Source organism: Micromonospora sp. NPDC005161 (assembly GCF_053599855.1).
The window spans coordinates 1-17020 of the sequence record NZ_JBSFYQ010000037.1 but is presented as its reverse complement, the minus strand read 5'-3'; the positions used below and the strand labels follow the sequence as shown (position 1 = coordinate 17020).

Sequence of the window (17020 nt, the reverse complement as noted above, 5' to 3'; positions counted from 1 at the left end):
GGTCAGCGCCCGAGTTGTCGTTCGGTGGCCGAGCCGCCGAGGTCCCGGCCGCCCAGGTCCGCGCGGCGTCCCGCCTCCGCCCCGGGCCCGAAGCCGGTGCCGGCCAGCCGGCGCGGCGGCGCGGTGCGCAGCCGGGGGTACTGCTCGGCGAGTCGCCGCTGCACCCGGTCGGAGCGGTCGGCCAGCACGAGCGCCACCGACGGTGTGCCCGAGCCACTGGCCGCCGCCGTCTCGGCCATCCAGAGCCGTCCCCCGATCACCTGCGCGAACCCGGCGAGCCAGGACCGGCGGAAGGCGGCCGGATGCTCGCCGGCCGGCACCGCCGTGCCGGCCAGGCCGTGCGCCGCCTGCACGAGCAGCGACGTGAAGAGCAGGTCGACCCGTTCCAGGTCGCTGGCGAAGCCGAACAGGTGCAGCGCGAACCCGTTGCCCTGCCGACGGCGTACGCAGCGGCAGCGCAACGGTTCGGCGACCGCGGCGAGCAGGCCGACCTTGTCCCGGGCGTACGGGGCGACGATGTCCACCACGCGGTCGCCGACCGGGTCGGTGGTCGGGTCCCGGGCGGCGAGCAGCGCCCGGTCCACGCCGTAGCGGGCGATCAACTCGGTCGCCTTGGCGGTGAACGCGGCGGACTCCGCGGGCGTGCAGGCCGGGTCCTCGGCCTGGGCCAGCAGCTTGCGCACCTTGCTGAGCATCGCCTCGGACATGCCCCCAGAGCTATCACATCCACCGTCCGGCACGGGGCCGCGCCGGCATCGATCGATACGTATCATCGTCACGATCAGCTCCACCATCCGATACGGATGGTCAGACCAACTGTTCCGGAGGCATGCATGTCATCCCCGAGCGCCCGACTGCTCGCCACCGCCACGGCCGCCGCGCTGTTCTCGATCGGCGCGCCCGCCGGGGCCGCGCAGGCCGCCCCCGCCCCCGCCCCCGAGGTGAACCTCTACGCCCCGCTCGCCACCTGCTACGGCGGGGCCGTCCGCTCCTACTTCCAGACCGGCGGCTACGGCGGCCAGGCCGGCACGTACCGCACCACGAGCCGCTGCGGCGACATCAACGTACGCAACGCCAGCGCGTACGGCACCGAGGCGTGCGTGATATTCGTCGACAAGACCGGCGCCTGCAACTACTGGACCTACCTACCGGCCAACTCAGGCTGGACCGTGGTGGCGACCAACGTCCGCGACGGGGTCAACTTCCGGGTCCGCTTCGACAACCTGCGCTACGAGTACGAGCCGCTGGTCGCTTACTACGCGTTCTGAGCGACCCACCCGTCGCGGCGTCCGGCCCCGGCGGGCGTCGCGACGGGGCGACACCGTCAGGCGGCCCTGCTGCGCAGGGTGGCGATCGTCGACCCGGCGAGGGTGAGCAGGCAGTCGGGGAGCAGCCCATCGGCCTCCGCGGCGCCGAACAGCGCCTCCCCGGTCGGCACGTCCCGGTTCGCGTACGCGCTGACGAAGCGTGCGACCCACCGGGTGTCGTAATCCGCCTGGTCGATCCCCGGGAAGTCCAGGGCGCAGCCGCTACCGGGCGGCGCGTCACCGAGCATCGTCGCGGCCAGGCACCAGGCGACCCCGTAGGCGCCGCTCAGGCCGGCGCGTTCGACGACCGCGTCGAATGTCCCCACCACCGCGTCGCCATCCCCGGCGAGCGCCGAGCGGAGCACGGCGGCCGCGTCATCGAACGTCTGCTGTGGTAGGTCCGTCACTCAGCGCACAGTAGGAGAGGCGGTCAAGGGCCCCGCCGACCGTCACTCTCCGTGTTCAAGGCGGGCGACCTGCGCATTACGCCACCTCCACAGTCCCGCCGCCGGCCCGGGCACGCTAATGTGCGCAGCGGACCTTCGCCGGAGGAAGGACGACCATGCTCGTATCACGCCGCTCGCGGGTGGCCTCACTGGCCGCCTGCGCGACGATCCTGCTTGCCACAAGCGCCTGTGGGAATGACAAGGCCGAGGAGAAAAGCGCCCAACAGGTGCGCCTCTATGGCACGGACGGCAACATGCTCAACTCCTACCCTGCGGAGTTGAAGGAACGTGCCAATCTCGTCGATGGGATGAAGGGAACGACGCCGCTCACCCCGCTACCGGAGGACTTCAAGAGCCGGCTACGGTCCGTCGATCCGGCGCTGACGGACTACCTCTACTCCGCCGAGACGTACGACGCGGTCGTGATCGGGGTGCTCGCCGCCCAACTGGCCGGTAGCACCGACCCGGCGGCCATCGCGAAGCAGATCGTCGGCGTGACCAACAACGGTCAACGCTGCGAGGACCCGGTGACCTGCCTGGCGCTGGCCCGCGCCGGGCGCGACATCGAGTACCGCAGCGTGTCGCTGACCCGGGCGGGCTTCACCGACAAGGGCGAGCCGGCCACCGCGAGCTACGCGACGCTGACCTTCGACGGGCAGCAGATCAACGACGGCAAGACCGAGTTCGTCGGGGCGGGCACCGAGTCGGCGGCGAGCACCAAGACGCCGCCGAAGCCGAAGAAGCAGCCCTCGGGAAAGAACCCCGACCAGGAGCCGCTGGTTCTGGGCGGCCTGCTGCCGAAGACCGGTGACCTGGCGCTCTCCTACGCGCCGATGGCGGCCGGCGCGGCGCTGGCGATCAGAGAGGTCAACGCCGCTGGCGGCGCGCTGGGCAAGCCGGTGACCTGGGTGGACGGCGACGACGGCACCAACCCGGCGGTGGCCAAGGCGACCGTGGCCAAGCACGTGGCGGACGGCGTCAGCCTGATCATCGGCGCCGGCGCATCCGGGATCTCCCGGGCGGTGCTGCCGGACGTGGTGAAGGCCGGAATGATCCTCTTCTCGCCGTGCAACACCGACGCCGGCCTGACCGACGTGGAGGACAATGGCCTCTACTTCCGGACCGCCCCGCCGGACAGCCTCCAGGGCCGGGCGCTGGCCGACGTGATCCTCCGCGACGGGTCGCAGAAGATCGTCATCGTCGCCCGCAAGGACTCCTACGGCGAGGGCCTCCAGGCCACCGCCCGCGACGAGCTGCAGAAGGCCGGCATCGCCGAAGACCGCATCAAGCTGCTCACCTATGAGCCGCCGGCCGATGCCAAGGCTCCTCCGGTCGACTTCACCGGTGGCGCGAAGGAGATCAAGGACTTCGGCGCGGACGCCGTGCTGGTCATCGGCTTCGGCGAATCCGCCCAGGTGATCAGGGCGCTCGCCGACAGCGGAGTGCAGATCCGGCACTGAGCACCGACCGCGGACCTCGACGGCCGCACCGGCATCCCGCCGGTGCGGCCGTTTCCGTCCGGAGGGTCAACGGGGCCGGCGGCGCTCCAGGAACTCGGTCATCCGGCGGTGCTTCTCCTCGTCCTCGAAGAGCACCGCCTGGCTGACCAGGTCGAGCTGCGGGTGCGCGGCGGCCGGCGCGTCCACCGCCAGCTTGGTCAGCCGCAGCGCCAGCGACGAGCCCTGGGCCATCTCGTCCAGCAGCCCGTGCGCCACCGCCAGCAGGTCACCGGGCTCGTCCACCACCCGGTTCACCAGACCGATCCGCAGCGCCTCCGTGGCATCCACGCGCCGGCCGGTGAAGAGCAGCTCCTTGGCCCGGGCCTCGCCGATGAGCGCGGGCAGCCGGTGGGTCGCGCCGGCGCCGGCCAGGATTCCCAACCGGACCTCCGGCTGGCCGAAGACCGCCCGCGCCGTGCACACCCGCAGATCGCAGGCGTACGCCAGTTCCGCGCCACCGCCCAGCGCCGGACCGTCCACGGCGGCCACGCTCGGCATCGGCAGCGCCCTGATCCGGGCGAAGGCGGCCGAGTTGATCGCGGCCAGGGCGTCCGTACGGCCCCGCTCGCGGAGCTGACCGATGTCGGCGCCACCGGCGAAGATGCCCGCCGCGCCCCCTGTGAGCAGCAGCAGCCGGGGGTGCGCCTCCAACTCGGCACAGACCTGGTGCAGCTCGGTGATCAGGTCGGCGTCGATGGCGTTGCGCTTCTCCGGCCGGTCCAGGGTGACCACCAGCCGGTCCGGCCGCTCCTCGATCCGCAGTCCCCCGCTCACTGCTTGGCACCGCCGTCCCACCGGTAGAAACCGTGCCCGGACTTCTTGCCCAGCCGTCCGGCGGCCACCATCTCGACCAGCAACGGCGGCGGCGCGAAGCGATCCCCGTACGCGGCCTGGAGGGTGCGGGCGATGTCCAGCCGCACATCCAGGCCGACGAGGTCGGTCAGCTCCAGCGGCCCGACCGGGTGCCGGTAGCCCAGCACCATCGCCTTGTCGATGTCGGCCGGGCTGGCCACCCCGTCGGCGACCATCCGGATCGCCTCCAGGCCGAGGGTGACCCCGAGCCGCGAGGTGGCGAAGCCCGGCAGGTCGCGTACCACGACGGGGTCCTTGCCCAGCCGGGCGGCGAGCGCGACGGCCGCGGCGGTGGTCTCCTCGGCGGTGGCCGGGCCGACCACGATCTCCAGCAGCGCCATCGCCCAGACCGGATTGAAGAAGTGCAGACCGAGGAAGCGCTCGGGCCGGTCCAGACCGGCGGCCAGGTCACCGATGGCGATGCTGGAGGTGTTGCTGGCCAGCAGCGCCGGGTGCAGCGCGGCGGCGTCACGCAGCACCGCCCGCTTCAGGTCGAGCCGCTCCGGCACCGCCTCCACGATCACCTCGGGCGCGGGGGCGACCTCGGCGAGAGTCGGACGCAGCGTCACCCGCTGACGGTTCGCCGCGGCCTGGTCGGCGTCCAGTTTCCCGCGCTGCACGGCCCGCTCCCACAGCTCGGCGAGCCGGTTCAGCGCGGTCGCGCCCCGGTCGGGGTCCACCTCGACCAGCTCGACGGCGTGCCCGGCGCCGGCCGCCACGTACGCGATGCCGAGCCCCATCGTGCCCGCACCGACGACCACGAAACGATCGCTCATCACGCCTCCCTGTCCCGCCCGGCGGCGCGCGGGGTCCCCGCCACGCCGGCCCGGGTGATCCGCCTGGTCCGCTCGCTCATGGTGCGACCCTATTCAGCACGTGGAGCCGGCCCATGCGTGGGGGAGCGTGGGATCGGGTACAGACGGCCCGTCAACCGAGGGAAGGACCGTCGACATGAGCCAGGCACCGGAGAGCGTCACCGACCCGGGCAGCACCGACGGGGAGACCGTGGAGACCCGGGGAGACGAGCGGGTCGACCTGCTGCGCGCCGTCACGAACAACGACGGCCAGACGGACGTGTGGGTGGTGGACACCGACGGCGACGGCAAGGCCGACCTGTTCCAGTTCGACACCGACGGTGACGGCAAGGTGGACATCACCATGGTCGACATCGACGAGGACGGCACCCCCGACGAGGTGGTCGATGGCGACGGCGGCCTCCCGCCCGAGCAGCTCCCCCCGACCGTCCAGGTCTGAGCCGTAAGGAAGGGACCCTTGTTATCGCCTGGTGCATAACAAGGGTCCCTTCCTAACACCAGCCGGGCGGGCGTGGCGGGCGGGCGGTCAGTTGGCGAGGCGCAGGGTGGCCAGGTAGTAGGGGGCGTCCCGGTCGTCCACATCGGTCAGCCGCCAGGCGCTGCCCCGCACCAGCTCGGCGAACTCGTCGGCCGAGCAGACCAGGTAGTCGAACCACTCGGTGCCCAGCTCCCGGTAGCGCAGGCGGAGCCGGAGCTGGCCGCCGAGCCTGCCCCGGCGGCGGTTGCGCTCGTGGTAGCCGGTGTGCAGCGGGTCGCGGGTGCCGTACGGGTCGGTGCCGTGCGCGATGATCTGCGCCCCCGGCCGGGCCAGCGCGGCGAGCGCGGCCAGGAACTGCGGTGCCCGCTCCCGCCCTTCGAACAGCCCCAGGTTGTTGCCGAGGAGCAGGAACGTGTCGTACCGCTGGCCGTCGGCGACGTGCGTGTCCACGGTGCCGTGCACCAGCCGTTGGACCCCGCGGCGCCGGCTCACCGTCAGCGCGCCCGCCGAGGTGTCCAGCCCGGTGACCGGTACGCCGCGCTCCTGCAGCAGCAGCGCGATCCGGCCGGCACCGGTGCCGATGTCCAGCGTCTCGCCCCGGACCCGGTCCACCGCCCGGTGGTCGTACGGCTGCCAGTCCGCTGGCCCGTCCAGGTAGTGCGCGGCCGGCGCACCGTTGATCAACCCGTCGTCCCGCTCGATGATCTCGATGACCGGCCGGGGCAGCCGCCCGCCGACCAGCGGTCGGGGGCCCACCCCGGTGGCCACGGCGAGCGCGTCCCGCAGCAGTTCGCCGATCACGTCACCGATTTGAGGCTCCCCCGTCATGACGTCACGCTATCCGGCCACTCAGCGGCCCGCAGCGGCCGTATCCTGGCGGCGTGACCATGCTGGACCGGCTGTCGGTTGAGAAGTACATCCTGCTCACGACCTTCCGCAAGGACGGTCGGGCGGTGCCGACGCCCGTCTGGTCGGTCCGTGACGGCGAGACATTGGCGGTCTGGACCCGGGCCGACTCCGGCAAGGTCAAGCGGATCCGCCGCAACGGCGACGTGACCGTGGCGCCGTGCGACGTGCGGGGTCGGCCGCACGGGGCGGAGGTGCCCGCTCACGCGACGATCTGCGATGGCGGCGACACCGGCCGGATACGCGACCTGCTCAAGCACAAGTACCGGCTGATCGGTCGACTGAGCCTGCTCGGCAGCCGGCTGCGCCGGGGTGAGGGTGGCACGGTCGGCATCCGGGTGACGCTGGCCGAGGAACAGGGCTGAGGCCGGCCGGGCATGGAAAGGGGCGGCGGATCGCGATCCACCGCCCCTTTCCGGAAAACTACTGCCGGCTCAGTCGCCCTGCCGCTGCTGCGGGATCTGGCCCTGCAACAGCGCCCTGACCTCCGACTCGCGGTATCGACGGTGACCACCCAGCGTGCGGATGGCGCTGAGCTTGCCAGCCTTGGCCCACCGGGTCACCGTCTTCGGGTCGACACGGAACATCGACGCCACCTCGGCCGGCGTGAGTAGCGGCTCTGGTTCGTGCGTTCGCGATGCCATCGGTCACTCCTCCACATGTATAGACATCGGCCGGGGTCCCGCCGGCCGACGCGTCTCCCATGGTCCGGCTAGTCCCCGATGTCCGACATGGGCCGAACGGATGAAGGTCCCTAGACGGACGGATGAACCATGCCCGATTTTTACGACTTTTACACGGCAGAAAGTACCTTATCCGGACTCATGATCACGGTTCGTGATGCGTCAACTACGAGCACGCCTCGCCTTGGGAGCGCTGTGCGGGTGATTTGCCTCAGTTGCACCGCTCCAGCAGCTGCACCGCGCGCCACCGTGCCACCAGCTTGTCGTACGCGGCGGACGCCTCGTCGGCCTCACCACGGGACAACCCGGCGAGACCGCCGGCGACCAGCTCAGGGGAATCGTCCGCGGCCAGCGTCTCATCGGAGAGCAGGTCGACCAGACCGCCGTAGTCCAGCTCCACCACCGAGCGCGGGTGGAACTCCTCCAGCCAGCGGGCCGCCTCCTCCACCGCCTCCGTGATCGGCGCCTCGCCCACCGACTTGCGCAGCACCGAGAGCGCCCGCGACGAACGGCGGCGGGCCTTGGATATCTCGGTGCGGTAGCGCAGCGCGCGGCGGCCCGGCTGGGTGACCAGGTCCCGCTCCGCAGGGTCGAAGAGCACGAACCAGCGCAGCGGCACACCCCAGGTGGCGATCTGCTCGTGCACCCGGGGCACCCCGTGCTCCAGCACCCGGGCGCCGCTGCGCCAGTCGTCCACGACCGCTCTGGCCTGCCCGGCCAGCACCGGCGGCACGAAGGCGTCGGCGAGCACCGAGGGCACCCCGTCCCGGGCGCTGAGCGCCGCCTCAGCGACCCGGATCCGCAGGTTCCATGGGCAGACCAGCAGGCTGTCGTCCGTCTCCAGGACGTACGCCTCGTCCGGCGGGTCCGGCAACCGCGTCCAGCCCGCACCCAGTGCCTCGATCACCGCCGTCCGCTGCCGGCCGGGGCCCTCCACCGGGGCCACCGCCCGCCCCTCGGAGACGTAGCGACGCCAGTAACTCTGGCGGTCCCGGTCGAAGGCGGTCAGCGGTTCGTACACGCGCAGGTAAGAAGCGAAGAGCGACGGCACGGCGCGATCCTCCCACGAACCGCACCCCTACGCGGTCAGCGGCTGGACCACGCGCGCCGCAACGTGAGACGGCGGCGGCGCGTCGGGCGACGCCACGGCGGCCGATACTAGGCTCGACCACACCGGCAGCATCCCCGCCGGGGTCCACCAGGTCCGCGTCCCACAAGGGCGCACACCACTCCAGGAGCAAGCCATGGGCGTATTCGCGAGCACCGACGACCCGGTATCGACCGGTCACGAACAGATCGTGTTCTGCCAGGACAAGCAGAGCGGCCTGAAGGCGATCATCGGGATCTACTCCACCGCGCTGGGGCCGGCGCTGGGCGGCACCCGCTTCTACCCGTACGCCAACGAGGACGCGGCGCTCGCCGACGTGCTCGACCTGTCCCGCGGGATGGCGTACAAGAACGCTCTCGCCGGGCTTGACCTGGGCGGCGGCAAGGCGGTCATCTGGGGCGACCCCGAGCAGATCAAGAGCGAGGCGCTGCTGCGCGCCTACGGCCGCTTCGTGGAGTCGCTGGCCGGCCGCTACTACACCGCCTGCGACGTCGGCACGTACGTGGCGGACATGGACATCGTGGCCCGGGAGACCAGCTACGTGACCGGCCGCAGCGTGGAGCACGGCGGTGCGGGCGACTCCTCGATCCTGACCGCCTGGGGCGTCTTCCAGGGCATGCGGGCCGCCGCCGAGCACGTGTGGGGCACCCCGAGCCTGCACGGCCGCCGGGTGGGCGTGGCCGGCCTGGGCAAGGTCGGCAAGTACCTGACCGGGCACCTGCTGGAGGACGGCGCCGAGGTGGTGGCCACCGACGTCAACCCCAAGGCGCTGGAGTGGGCACGCACCAACCACCCGCAGATCACCCTGGTGGACGACGCCGCCGCGCTGGTCGCCGCCGACATCGACGTGTACGCCCCGTGCGCGCTGGGTGGCGCGCTGAACGACGAGACCGTGCCGGCGCTGCGGGCCAAGGTTGTCACCGGGGCCGCGAACAACCAGCTCGCCCACCCGGGCATCGAGAAGCTGCTCGCCGACCGGGGCATCCTGTACGCGCCGGACTACGTGGTCAACGCTGGCGGCGTGATCCAGGTGGCGGACGAGATCGAGGGCTTCAACTTCGACCGGGCGAAGCTGCGCGCCACCCGGATCTACGACACCACCCGTCAGATCCTGCACCTGGCCGATGCCGAGGGCGTGCCGCCGGCGGTGGCCGCGGACCGGCTGGCGGAGCGGCGGATGGCCGAGGTCGGCCGGCTGCGCACGATCCACCTGCGCTGAGCGTTCCCGGAGGCGGACCGACCGGATCCGCCTCCGGGCCCCGCGCCGGCCCGCGATCGGTAGGCTGGGGCCGGGTCAACTTCAGGGTGTTTGTCCGGTGTCACGGGTGCTCTCCGCTCCGCTCCTTACCAGGTACACTGGGTGACGGCCGGTTCGCCGCGACTCGCAGAGCCGGCTGACGGTAACCCGAGGTGCCGAACGATGGCATCCCCATGTACCGTAAGAGCCACGAGAGATGCCTGACGTCATCGGGGCCCGCCTTCGGGCTGCCCCGCATTCTGTGCGAGGGGGTCGAGCCATGGGGCGCGGCCGTGCTAAGGCCAAGCAGACGAAGGTGGCCCGGGAGTTGAAGTACCACTCCCCGAACACCGACCTCACCGCCTTGCAGCGTGAACTGGCGGGTGCTGGTAAGTCTGAGCACCACTTCGACGACGACTCTAAAGAGTTCGTCGACGACGATGATGAGGATCACGCGGACGACGATCCGGATCCCTGGATCCGTCCGACCCGCTGACCTCTCGACGTAGCTGAGCACGCGGTGACCCCCGCGTGCTCACGCATGTGCCCGTCGGGAGCGACACCGGTGCCGACGATCAGGGGCCTGCCCTGGCCGGAGACCACTCCGGCCGGCCGACAGGCCCCTGATCGCGGTCACCGTCAGCGCGGGCGGTTGTTCCAGTTGTAGAAGGTTGGGATGTTCTCGAAGTGGTTCCAGGCGCAGACGGCGCTGGTGCCGCCTCCGCCCGGCACCTCCGCCCGCAGCCGTCGAGCGTCCTCGGCCTCCTGCAGGAGCGCGACGAGCCCTGGGGCAGCGTCCCGCACCCGCTCGGCGACGCCGTCCGGAGCGTCATCCGCTCCGCGCTCAGGGCGCCGGTGACTGGTGGTCTCGGGCATGCTCCAACACTCCCTCCAATAGGCGGATCTTGCTGTTGCGGCAGTGCTCGGTCTCCGTGCCGTCGAACCGCCCCAACTCGAAGTAGCGGTTGGCGGCATGACCGCCGCCGCAGAACCCGAAGTACGGGCAGGACGCCCGACACGCCTCCACCCCGGCCAGGAACTCGCCCACCCACGGGGTCGCCCCGGCGCCGGTGAGAATCTCGGCCAGCGGGGTGGTCAGCACGTTACCGCTGCTGAAGTCGCCGTAGCGGGGGTCGGTGAAGCCGGCGAGTTCCGGGGAGAGCACGGTCACCGAACCGTCGTGCCCGATGGTCGGGATCGGGTCCAGCCGGCGGGGCAGCACCGCGTCCGCCGAGTCGTCGAGCACCGCCGCCGCGTAGCGCAGTGACCACTCGATCTCGCGCAGGTGGATCCGCGGCTCCCGGCGCCAGACCGCCACCAGCTCCGCCCAGAACGCGGTCACCGCCGCCCGGTCGTGGCGGTTGTCCCGGGTGTTGACCCCCTCGGTCTCCTCGATGTTGATGCCCAGCACGTCACAGCCCAGGCCGAGGAAGTAGTCGTACAGCTCGGCGGCGAGCCCCGGCTCCGGCCGGGACACCACGGCCAGCGCGGAGAAGGGCAGGCCGTGTCGGCGCAACGCGTCCACCCCGCGCAGAATCCGGTCGTACGCGGGCTGACCACCCCGGTTGACCCGGTCGCCGTTGCGCTCCCGGGGCCCGTCGACGCTCACGCTCACCCGCACGTCATGCTCCGCGAAGAAGGCGCACCAGTCATCGTCGATCAGCGTGGCGTTGGTCTGCACGTGGTGCTCGACCTCGGGCCCGAACGGCGCGATCAGGTCGCCCAACCACTCCCGGCCGGCCGCCAGCGGCTCTCCGCCGTGCCAGACCACGGAGAAACGGCCGGCCGCCGCCCACGGGTTGACCGCCGCCGCCACCGCCTCGGCCACCGACACCGGCATCCGCCGGTCGGCAGCCCGGAAGGGCAGGTAGCAGTACGCGCAGTCGAGGTTGCAGAGGGTGGTGGGCTGCATGACGACGTACGACGGGACCGTGGCCAGGCCACGCATCCCGCTGAACGACCGTCCCTGAGCAGCCATCGCCCTCCTCCACCTAGCCTGAGGGGTGCCCTTCAGGCTAGGCGGCGTTGGCCACTCGGGTGAAGCCCTGATCAGGTGCCCGTACGATCACCAGAGCGTGATCAGCCGCGGGTGTGCTGGCCAACCATCTGCACGTTGCCGGTGCCCTCGATGATCTCGCCGGCCTGCCACGCCTCGACCCCACGGCCGGTCAGCGTGGCCAGCGCCCGGTCGGCGTCCTCGGCCGAGACGATCGCGAACATGCCGACACCCATGTTGAAGGTCGACTCCATCTCCGGGTCGTCGATCCGACCCTTCGACTGGATCAGGTCGAAGACCGGCTGCGGCTTCCAGGTGGACCGGTTGACCACCGCGTCGACGTGCTCCGGCAGAACCCGGACCAGGTTGCCGGGGATGCCACCGCCGGTGACGTGGGCCAGCGCCCGCACCTCGGCCTCGGCGATCAGCTTGAGGCAGTCCTTGGCGTAGATCTTGGTCGGGGTGAGCAGCTCCTCACCCAGGGTCCGCTGCCGGCCGAAGTCGTCGATCACGATGTCCAGCCGCATCCGGGCCGCGCCGAGCAGCACGTGACGGACCAGCGAGTAGCCGTTGGAGTGCAGGCCGGAGGAGCGCATGGCGATCACCACGTCACCCACCTCGACCCGGTCCGGGCTGAGAATGTCGCTCTCCTCGACCACGCCGACGCCGGTCGCCGAGATGTCGTACTCGTCCGGGCGGAGCACACCCGGGTGCTCCGCGGTCTCCCCGCCCAGCAGCGCGCAGCCGGCGTACCGGCAGCCGTCAGCGATGCCCGCGCCGATCTCGGCGACCTTGTCCGGGACAACCTCGCCGGTGGCGATGTAGTCGAGCAGGAAGAGCGGCTCGGCACCACAGGCCACCAGGTCGTCGACGACCATCGCGACCAGGTCGATGCCGACCGTGTCGTGGATGTCCATCTGCTGGGCGATCACCAGCTTGGTGCCCACACCGTCCGTGGAGGAGGCCAGGATCGGGTTCTTGTACTTCGTCGTGTCCAGACGGAACAGGCCCGCGAAGCCGCCGAGGTCGCCCAGCACCTCGGGGCGACGGGTCTGGCGCACCTTCGACTTGAGCAGTTCCACCGCGCGGTCGCCCGCGTCGATGGAGACACCGGCGTCGGCGTACGAGACCGAGCGTTTGCGCGCCTGACGGCTGGCGCCGGCCGTCCAGAGCTGGCGGTCGCCGCCGGCGCCGGTCGGGCTGCTTCCTGCGCCGCTGCGCTCGGACACGTGCGTCACGGTTCTCCCCTTTGTGGTTCTCGGTGCCGCGCCGGCGGTGGCCGGGCCGCGCCAGTTTGGTGCTACGGGCGGTTTGCGGTCACGCCACCTGGAGTGGCGACGAGCGGGCCGTCGGTGTGCGGGGCCTCCGGTGCCGAGTTGGCGACCCGTCGGCCCACCCCTTCGAGCACGTGCTTGCCGATCAGGTTGCCAGCCGGCAGCTCGATCGGGTACTCCCCATCGAAACACGCCCGACACAGCCGGGTCTTCGGCTGCTCGGTCGCGGCGATCAGGCCAGGAAGCGAAACGTAACCCAGCGTGTCGGCACCGATGGACCGCCGGATGCCGTCGTTGTCCAACCCGTTGGCCAGCAGCTCCGCCCGGGTGGCGAAGTCAATGCCGTAGAAGCACGGCCAGCTGACCGGCGGGGAGGAGATCCGGACGTGCACCTCCAGCGCCCCCGCCTCGCGCAGCATCCGCACGATGGCCCGCTGCGTGTTGCCGCGGACGATCGAGTCGTCGACGACCACCAGCCGCTTGCCCCGGACGTTCTCCCGCAGCGGGTTGAGCTTCAGCCGGATGCCGAGCTGGCGCAGGGTCTGCGACGGCTGGATGAAGGTGCGCCCCACGTACGGGTTCTTCATCAGGCCGGCGCCGTAGGTGATGCCGGCCGCCTCGGCGTAGCCGATCGCGGCCGGGGTGCCGGACTCGGGCACCGGGATCACCAGGTCGGCCTCGACCGGGTGCTCATTGGCCAACTGCCGGCCGATCTGCACCCGCGCCGCGTGCACGTTGCGCCCGGCGATCGTGGCGTCCGGGCGGGCGATGTAGACGTACTCGAAGAGGCAGCCCTTCGGCTCCGGCGACGCGAACCGGGTCGAGCGCAGCCCGCCCTCGTCGATCGCGATCAGCTCGCCCGGCTCGACCTCGCGCACCACGCTGGCGCCGACGATGTCCAGCGCGGCGGTCTCGCTGGCCACCACCCAGCCGCGCTCCAACCGGCCGAGCACCAGCGGGCGTACGCCGTGCGGGTCGCGGGCCGCGTAGAGCGTCGTCTCGTCCATGAAGACGAAGCTGAACGCGCCCCGCAGCTGCGGCAGCACCTCCAGCGCGGCCGCCTCGACCGACAGGTCCGGACGGCTGGCCAGCAGCATGGTCACCAGCGAGGTGTCGTTCGTCGAGCCGTCCGCGACGAGGCCGCGCTCGGCGACCTCCTTCTCAAGCTCGGTGGTGTTGACCAGGTTGCCGTTGTGGGCCAGGGCGATGGTCGTGCCGGAACTCGTCGACCGGATCGTCGGCTGGGCGTTTTCCCAGTTCGAGGCGCCGGTCGTGGAGTAGCGGGCGTGCCCGATCGCCAGGTGGCCGCGCAGGCTGGCCAGGGTGGGCTCGTCGAAGACCTGGGCCACCAGGCCGAGGTCCTTGTAGACCACCACGCCGGAGCCGTCGCTCACCGCGATGCCCGCCGCCTCCTGGCCGCGGTGCTGCAGCGCGTAGAGACCGAAGTAGGTCAGGTTGGCGACCTCTTCACCGGGGGCCCAGACGCCGAAGACGCCGCAGGCATCCTGGGGGCCGGGTCGTTGGGGGTCAAGGTCGTGGCTCAGCCGGCCGTCGCCTCGGGGCACTACCGCTCCCTCATGCTGGTCTGGACCGGCTTGGCGGGGATCACGGGTGGATCCACACTCCTCTGCCGGGACCACTGTCGTCGCCTGACAGTGTACGCGAATCGCCGTCAATACAGAAAGTCACGGTTTCCCTGCCGAGCGTCACGGAGAGCTGGACATCCGCGCAGCTAGAGGGGCAGATATGCCGAGAGGTCCGCCCGGACTCCGCTCACCTGGATGCGACCCTCGGTGACCGCCTCGACCCAACCAATTCGCCCGGTGGCCAGCGCCAGCCAGGTGTCCGGGGCCATCTCGACCACGTTTGGCGGGTTTCCCCTGGTGTGTCGAGGGCCAGGAACGCACTGGATCGCACCGTATGGTGGGACGCGCACCTCCACCGATCGGCCGGGGGCGCGCTCCGCGAGGCCGGCCAACAACGACCGGACCGCCTCCCGGACTACCGGCCTTTCGGGCGTACGCCCCTCGTCGAGCGCCGACAATACCGCCGCAACGGCGGCGGACTTTCTGTACGGAGAGGACACGACGGGACGATACGACCCGCGGGCAGAGTGCCCGACGTTGGCCCTGGGTCGCGCCGATCCAGTCAGACAAGGCATAGTTGCCGACGGCGTATTCGTACCGTGATAATCCCCGGCCCGGCGCCCCGCCGGTCAAGGGAAGTCAGTCCGGAAGGCGGTGGACGTGTCAACACACCGACGTGCCTGGAAGCAGCGGGCCGGTGTGGTCGTAGCGCTGGTTGCCGGCGCTCTGCTCGCCGTCCCCGCCACACCAGCCCTGGCCGCAAGTGTCGACGTATCACCTGGGTCGGTCACCGTGAGCGCCGGCAGCGACGCCACGATCACCGTGCGCGTCACTCCCGATGACAGCGACCGTAACGCGAAGATCAGCCTCTCCGGGCTACCGTCGGGCGTCAGCTGCGCCAGCGGGTGCGGCGACGTCGATTTCCCCGGCCTTGGCAATCCCCAAGCGAAGTCGGTGCTGGTCAGGATCGCGGCCAACGACAACGCGGGCGACGCGACCGCCACCGTCACGGTGGCCGTCGAGGCCGACTCCGGCCCGGACACCAAGACCTTCTCGCTGACCGTCAAGGGCAAGGCCGCGCCACCACCGCCGCAGGCGCAGACCGTGAAGTCGGTCTCCGGCAAGGTCATCGTGCAGGCCAACGGCGACGCCGTGCCGAACGCCGTGGTGATGCTCCTGGACAGCGCGGGCAAGCGCCACGACACCACCAGCGACGGCAGCGGTAACTTCCGCTTCACCGGCACCACCGGCAACCCGATCGCGCCCGGCAGGCTCGAGCTGGGCGCCAGCTTCGACAACGTCCTCGGCCGGAAGACCATCAACGCGGGCGCCGGGCAGTCCGTCACCGGCCAGCGGGTCAGCCTGGCCCTCAAGGTCGAGGTGACCCCGAGCCCCACCCCGTCCGCCAGCGCCGAGGCCACCCCCACCGAGGAACCGGTCGAGGAGGGCACCGAGGAGGAGGCCACCGAGGAGGCCAGCGCGGGCGCCCCGGCGAACGCCTCCAACGAGGAGGACGGCGGCGGCCTCAGCTCGTACCTGATCATCCTGCTCGGCGGTCTGCTCGTCGCCGCTGGTGTCGGCACGATCGTGCTGCTCTGGATGAAGCGCAAGGAGAACGGCGACGAGGACGACGACCCTGCCGGTGCCGGCGCCGTGCCGGCGGCCCGGGGCGGGTTCCGCGGGGCCGACGACCAGACGCGGGTGGTCAACCGCCCGCTCGGCGCACCGGACCCGACGATGGTCGGCGGTGCGGGGCTGAGCGAGGCGCCGACGATGATGCACCGCCCGGTGGTCGACGACGTCCCACCGGACCCGTACGGCGCGCCGGCGCAGCCGTACGGCGCGGCGGGCCAGCAGAGCTGGGGCGGCACCGGCTACGGCGACGAGCCGGCACCCGGCGGGTACGGCGCGGGCGGCTACGGCAACGCCTCCGCCTCGGGTGGCGGCTACGGCACGGCGGCAACCCCCGAGGGTGGCTACGGCGCAGCCGGTGACGGCTACGGCGCTGGCGCGGCTGGCGACGGCTACGGCGCGCCCGGCTCCGGTGCGGGCTATGGCGGCGCACCGTCCTCCGGCGGCGGCTACGGCGGCACGCCGTCCTCCGACGGCGGCTACGGGAGCCGCGACTACACGGCCCCGGCCGGTGCGGCCGGCTACCCGCCGGCTCCCGCTGGCGGTGCGGGCTACGGCGAGCGTTTCGACGAGCCGACCGGCCGGTACACCGGCGACAGCACGCAGTACCCGGCTCCGGCCGACCCGTACGCCACCGGCGTCTACCAGCCGGAGCAGGGCCAGGGGTACGGCCAGTCCGACCCCGCCCCGTACGGCGGTCGGGCGGCGGAGCCGACCGGTGGCTACGGCCAGCAGGCCGGCGGGTACGACCAGGGTGGCTACGGTCAGCAGCCCGCTGGCGGGTACGACCAGGGCGGCTACGGCCAGGAGCCCCCGGCCCAGCGCGGCGGCGGCTACGACGACCGCGGCTACGACCAGAGCGGCTACGGCCAACAGGCCGCTGGCGGGTACGACCAGGGCGGCTACGGCCAGGAGCCCCCGGCCCAGCGCGGCGGCGGCTACGACGACCGCGGCTACGACCAGGGCGGCTACGGTCAGCAGTCCGGCCGGGCTCGGCCGGCGGACAGCCCGCCGCCGACCGAGCGGGGCGGTCGACGCCTCGACTGGCTGGACGACTGACCCGGCACGCACTGCCTACGGCACAGCGAAACGGCCGCCCGGAGATCCGGGCGCCGGGCATGATGCTGCTGGTCGCGATGGCCATCACCGTCGCCTACACCGCGTCACTGGCCACCAGCGTGGGCGCCTTCGACCTGGATTT

The 17020-nt window shown here is 71.7% G+C and carries 19 protein-coding genes; 7 read left to right on the top strand and 12 right to left on the bottom strand.

The window, feature by feature from the left end; translation table 11 throughout:
* Positions 1-2: 2 nt before the first annotated feature.
* Complete coding sequence (locus tag ACWD5O_RS28225) at positions 3-707, bottom strand: DUF2786 domain-containing protein (protein WP_450087128.1); 705 nt, start codon at positions 705-707, stop codon at positions 3-5.
* Positions 708-833: 126 nt separating this feature from the next.
* Between ACWD5O_RS28225 and ACWD5O_RS28220 the strand changes: the two genes are divergently transcribed.
* Complete coding sequence (locus tag ACWD5O_RS28220; protein WP_450087127.1) at positions 834-1268, top strand: hypothetical protein; 435 nt, start codon at positions 834-836, stop codon at positions 1266-1268.
* Between the two features lie 56 nt (positions 1269-1324).
* On the opposite strand, the gene ACWD5O_RS28215 is transcribed toward ACWD5O_RS28220, so the two are convergent.
* On the bottom strand, positions 1325-1714 hold the full coding sequence (locus ACWD5O_RS28215) for a hypothetical protein (protein WP_354966512.1): 390 nt from the start codon (positions 1712-1714) through the stop codon (positions 1325-1327).
* A gap of 155 nt (positions 1715-1869) precedes the next feature.
* Between ACWD5O_RS28215 and ACWD5O_RS28210 the strand changes: the two genes are divergently transcribed.
* Positions 1870-3213, top strand: a complete 1344-nt coding sequence (locus ACWD5O_RS28210; protein ID WP_450087126.1) for an ABC transporter substrate-binding protein — start codon at positions 1870-1872, stop codon at positions 3211-3213.
* Positions 3214-3279: 66 nt separating this feature from the next.
* Here ACWD5O_RS28210 and ACWD5O_RS28205 read toward each other — a convergent pair whose 3' ends face one another.
* Together ACWD5O_RS28205 and ACWD5O_RS28200 are read right to left on the bottom strand one after the other, a co-directional pair.
* Positions 3280-4026 carry an enoyl-CoA hydratase/isomerase family protein gene (locus tag ACWD5O_RS28205; protein ID WP_387324703.1) on the bottom strand — a complete coding sequence of 249 codons (747 nt, stop codon included), beginning with the start codon at positions 4024-4026 and terminating at the stop codon, positions 3280-3282.
* A complete protein-coding gene (locus tag ACWD5O_RS28200; protein WP_354966509.1) occupies positions 4023-4880 on the bottom strand; it encodes a 3-hydroxyacyl-CoA dehydrogenase family protein in 858 nt (285 codons plus the stop codon). Before ACWD5O_RS28200 ends, ACWD5O_RS28205 begins: the two co-directional genes overlap by 4 nt.
* A 175-nt stretch (positions 4881-5055) precedes the next feature.
* On the opposite strand from ACWD5O_RS28200, the gene ACWD5O_RS28195 reads away from it, so the two are divergent.
* Positions 5056-5358: a hypothetical protein gene (locus ACWD5O_RS28195; RefSeq protein WP_450087125.1), complete on the top strand. Its 303-nt coding sequence runs from the start codon at positions 5056-5058 to the stop codon at positions 5356-5358.
* 87 nt (positions 5359-5445) lie between these two features.
* On the opposite strand, the gene ACWD5O_RS28190 is transcribed toward ACWD5O_RS28195, so the two are convergent.
* A complete protein-coding gene (locus tag ACWD5O_RS28190) occupies positions 5446-6225 on the bottom strand; it encodes a class I SAM-dependent methyltransferase (RefSeq protein WP_450087124.1) in 780 nt (259 codons plus the stop codon).
* 53 nt (positions 6226-6278) lie between these two features.
* On the opposite strand from ACWD5O_RS28190, the gene ACWD5O_RS28185 reads away from it, so the two are divergent.
* Complete coding sequence (locus ACWD5O_RS28185; RefSeq protein WP_450087123.1) at positions 6279-6668, top strand: PPOX class F420-dependent oxidoreductase; 390 nt, start codon at positions 6279-6281, stop codon at positions 6666-6668.
* 69 nt (positions 6669-6737) lie between these two features.
* Here ACWD5O_RS28185 and ACWD5O_RS28180 read toward each other — a convergent pair whose 3' ends face one another.
* Together ACWD5O_RS28180 and ACWD5O_RS28175 are read right to left on the bottom strand one after the other, a co-directional pair.
* Complete coding sequence (locus tag ACWD5O_RS28180; RefSeq protein WP_007073996.1) at positions 6738-6947, bottom strand: BldC family transcriptional regulator; 210 nt, start codon at positions 6945-6947, stop codon at positions 6738-6740.
* A 250-nt stretch (positions 6948-7197) separates the two neighbouring features.
* The gene (locus ACWD5O_RS28175) at positions 7198-8037 is read right to left on the bottom strand and encodes a hypothetical protein (RefSeq protein ID WP_450087122.1); all 840 of its coding nucleotides are present in this window, start codon (positions 8035-8037) and stop codon (positions 7198-7200) included.
* A gap of 193 nt (positions 8038-8230) precedes the next feature.
* Here ACWD5O_RS28175 and ACWD5O_RS28170 point away from each other — a divergent pair, with 193 nt between their 5' ends.
* Together ACWD5O_RS28170 and ACWD5O_RS28165 are read left to right on the top strand one after the other, a co-directional pair.
* Positions 8231-9313 carry a Glu/Leu/Phe/Val family dehydrogenase gene (locus tag ACWD5O_RS28170; RefSeq protein WP_354966504.1) on the top strand — a complete coding sequence of 361 codons (1083 nt, stop codon included), beginning with the start codon at positions 8231-8233 and terminating at the stop codon, positions 9311-9313.
* 298 nt (positions 9314-9611) lie between these two features.
* The gene (locus ACWD5O_RS28165; protein WP_074315844.1) at positions 9612-9827 is read left to right on the top strand and encodes a DUF3073 domain-containing protein; all 216 of its coding nucleotides are present in this window, start codon (positions 9612-9614) and stop codon (positions 9825-9827) included.
* Between the two features lie 143 nt (positions 9828-9970).
* Here the strand turns inward: ACWD5O_RS28165 and amcA are convergent, their stop codons facing one another.
* From amcA to ACWD5O_RS28140, 5 genes are all read right to left on the bottom strand, one after another.
* Positions 9971-10207, bottom strand: a complete 237-nt coding sequence (gene amcA, locus ACWD5O_RS28160; protein ID WP_354966503.1) for a multiple cyclophane-containing RiPP AmcA — start codon at positions 10205-10207, stop codon at positions 9971-9973.
* Entirely contained in the window at positions 10176-11279 is a 1104-nt protein-coding gene (amcB, locus tag ACWD5O_RS28155; RefSeq protein ID WP_450087155.1) for a cyclophane-forming radical SAM peptide maturase AmcB, read from the bottom strand. The genes amcA and amcB overlap by 32 nt, the downstream gene beginning before the upstream one ends.
* A 131-nt stretch (positions 11280-11410) precedes the next feature.
* A complete protein-coding gene (purM, locus tag ACWD5O_RS28150) occupies positions 11411-12565 on the bottom strand; it encodes a phosphoribosylformylglycinamidine cyclo-ligase (RefSeq protein WP_450087121.1) in 1155 nt (384 codons plus the stop codon).
* Between the two features lie 62 nt (positions 12566-12627).
* The gene (gene purF / locus ACWD5O_RS28145; RefSeq protein WP_450087120.1) at positions 12628-14166 is read right to left on the bottom strand and encodes an amidophosphoribosyltransferase; all 1539 of its coding nucleotides are present in this window, start codon (positions 14164-14166) and stop codon (positions 12628-12630) included.
* A 167-nt stretch (positions 14167-14333) separates the two neighbouring features.
* On the bottom strand, positions 14334-14687 hold the full coding sequence (locus ACWD5O_RS28140) for a sterol carrier family protein (RefSeq protein WP_354966500.1): 354 nt from the start codon (positions 14685-14687) through the stop codon (positions 14334-14336).
* 160 nt (positions 14688-14847) lie between these two features.
* Here ACWD5O_RS28140 and ACWD5O_RS28135 point away from each other — a divergent pair, with 160 nt between their 5' ends.
* The gene (locus ACWD5O_RS28135) at positions 14848-16878 is read left to right on the top strand and encodes a hypothetical protein (protein WP_450087119.1); all 2031 of its coding nucleotides are present in this window, start codon (positions 14848-14850) and stop codon (positions 16876-16878) included.
* Positions 16879-17020: the final 142 nt, after the last annotated feature.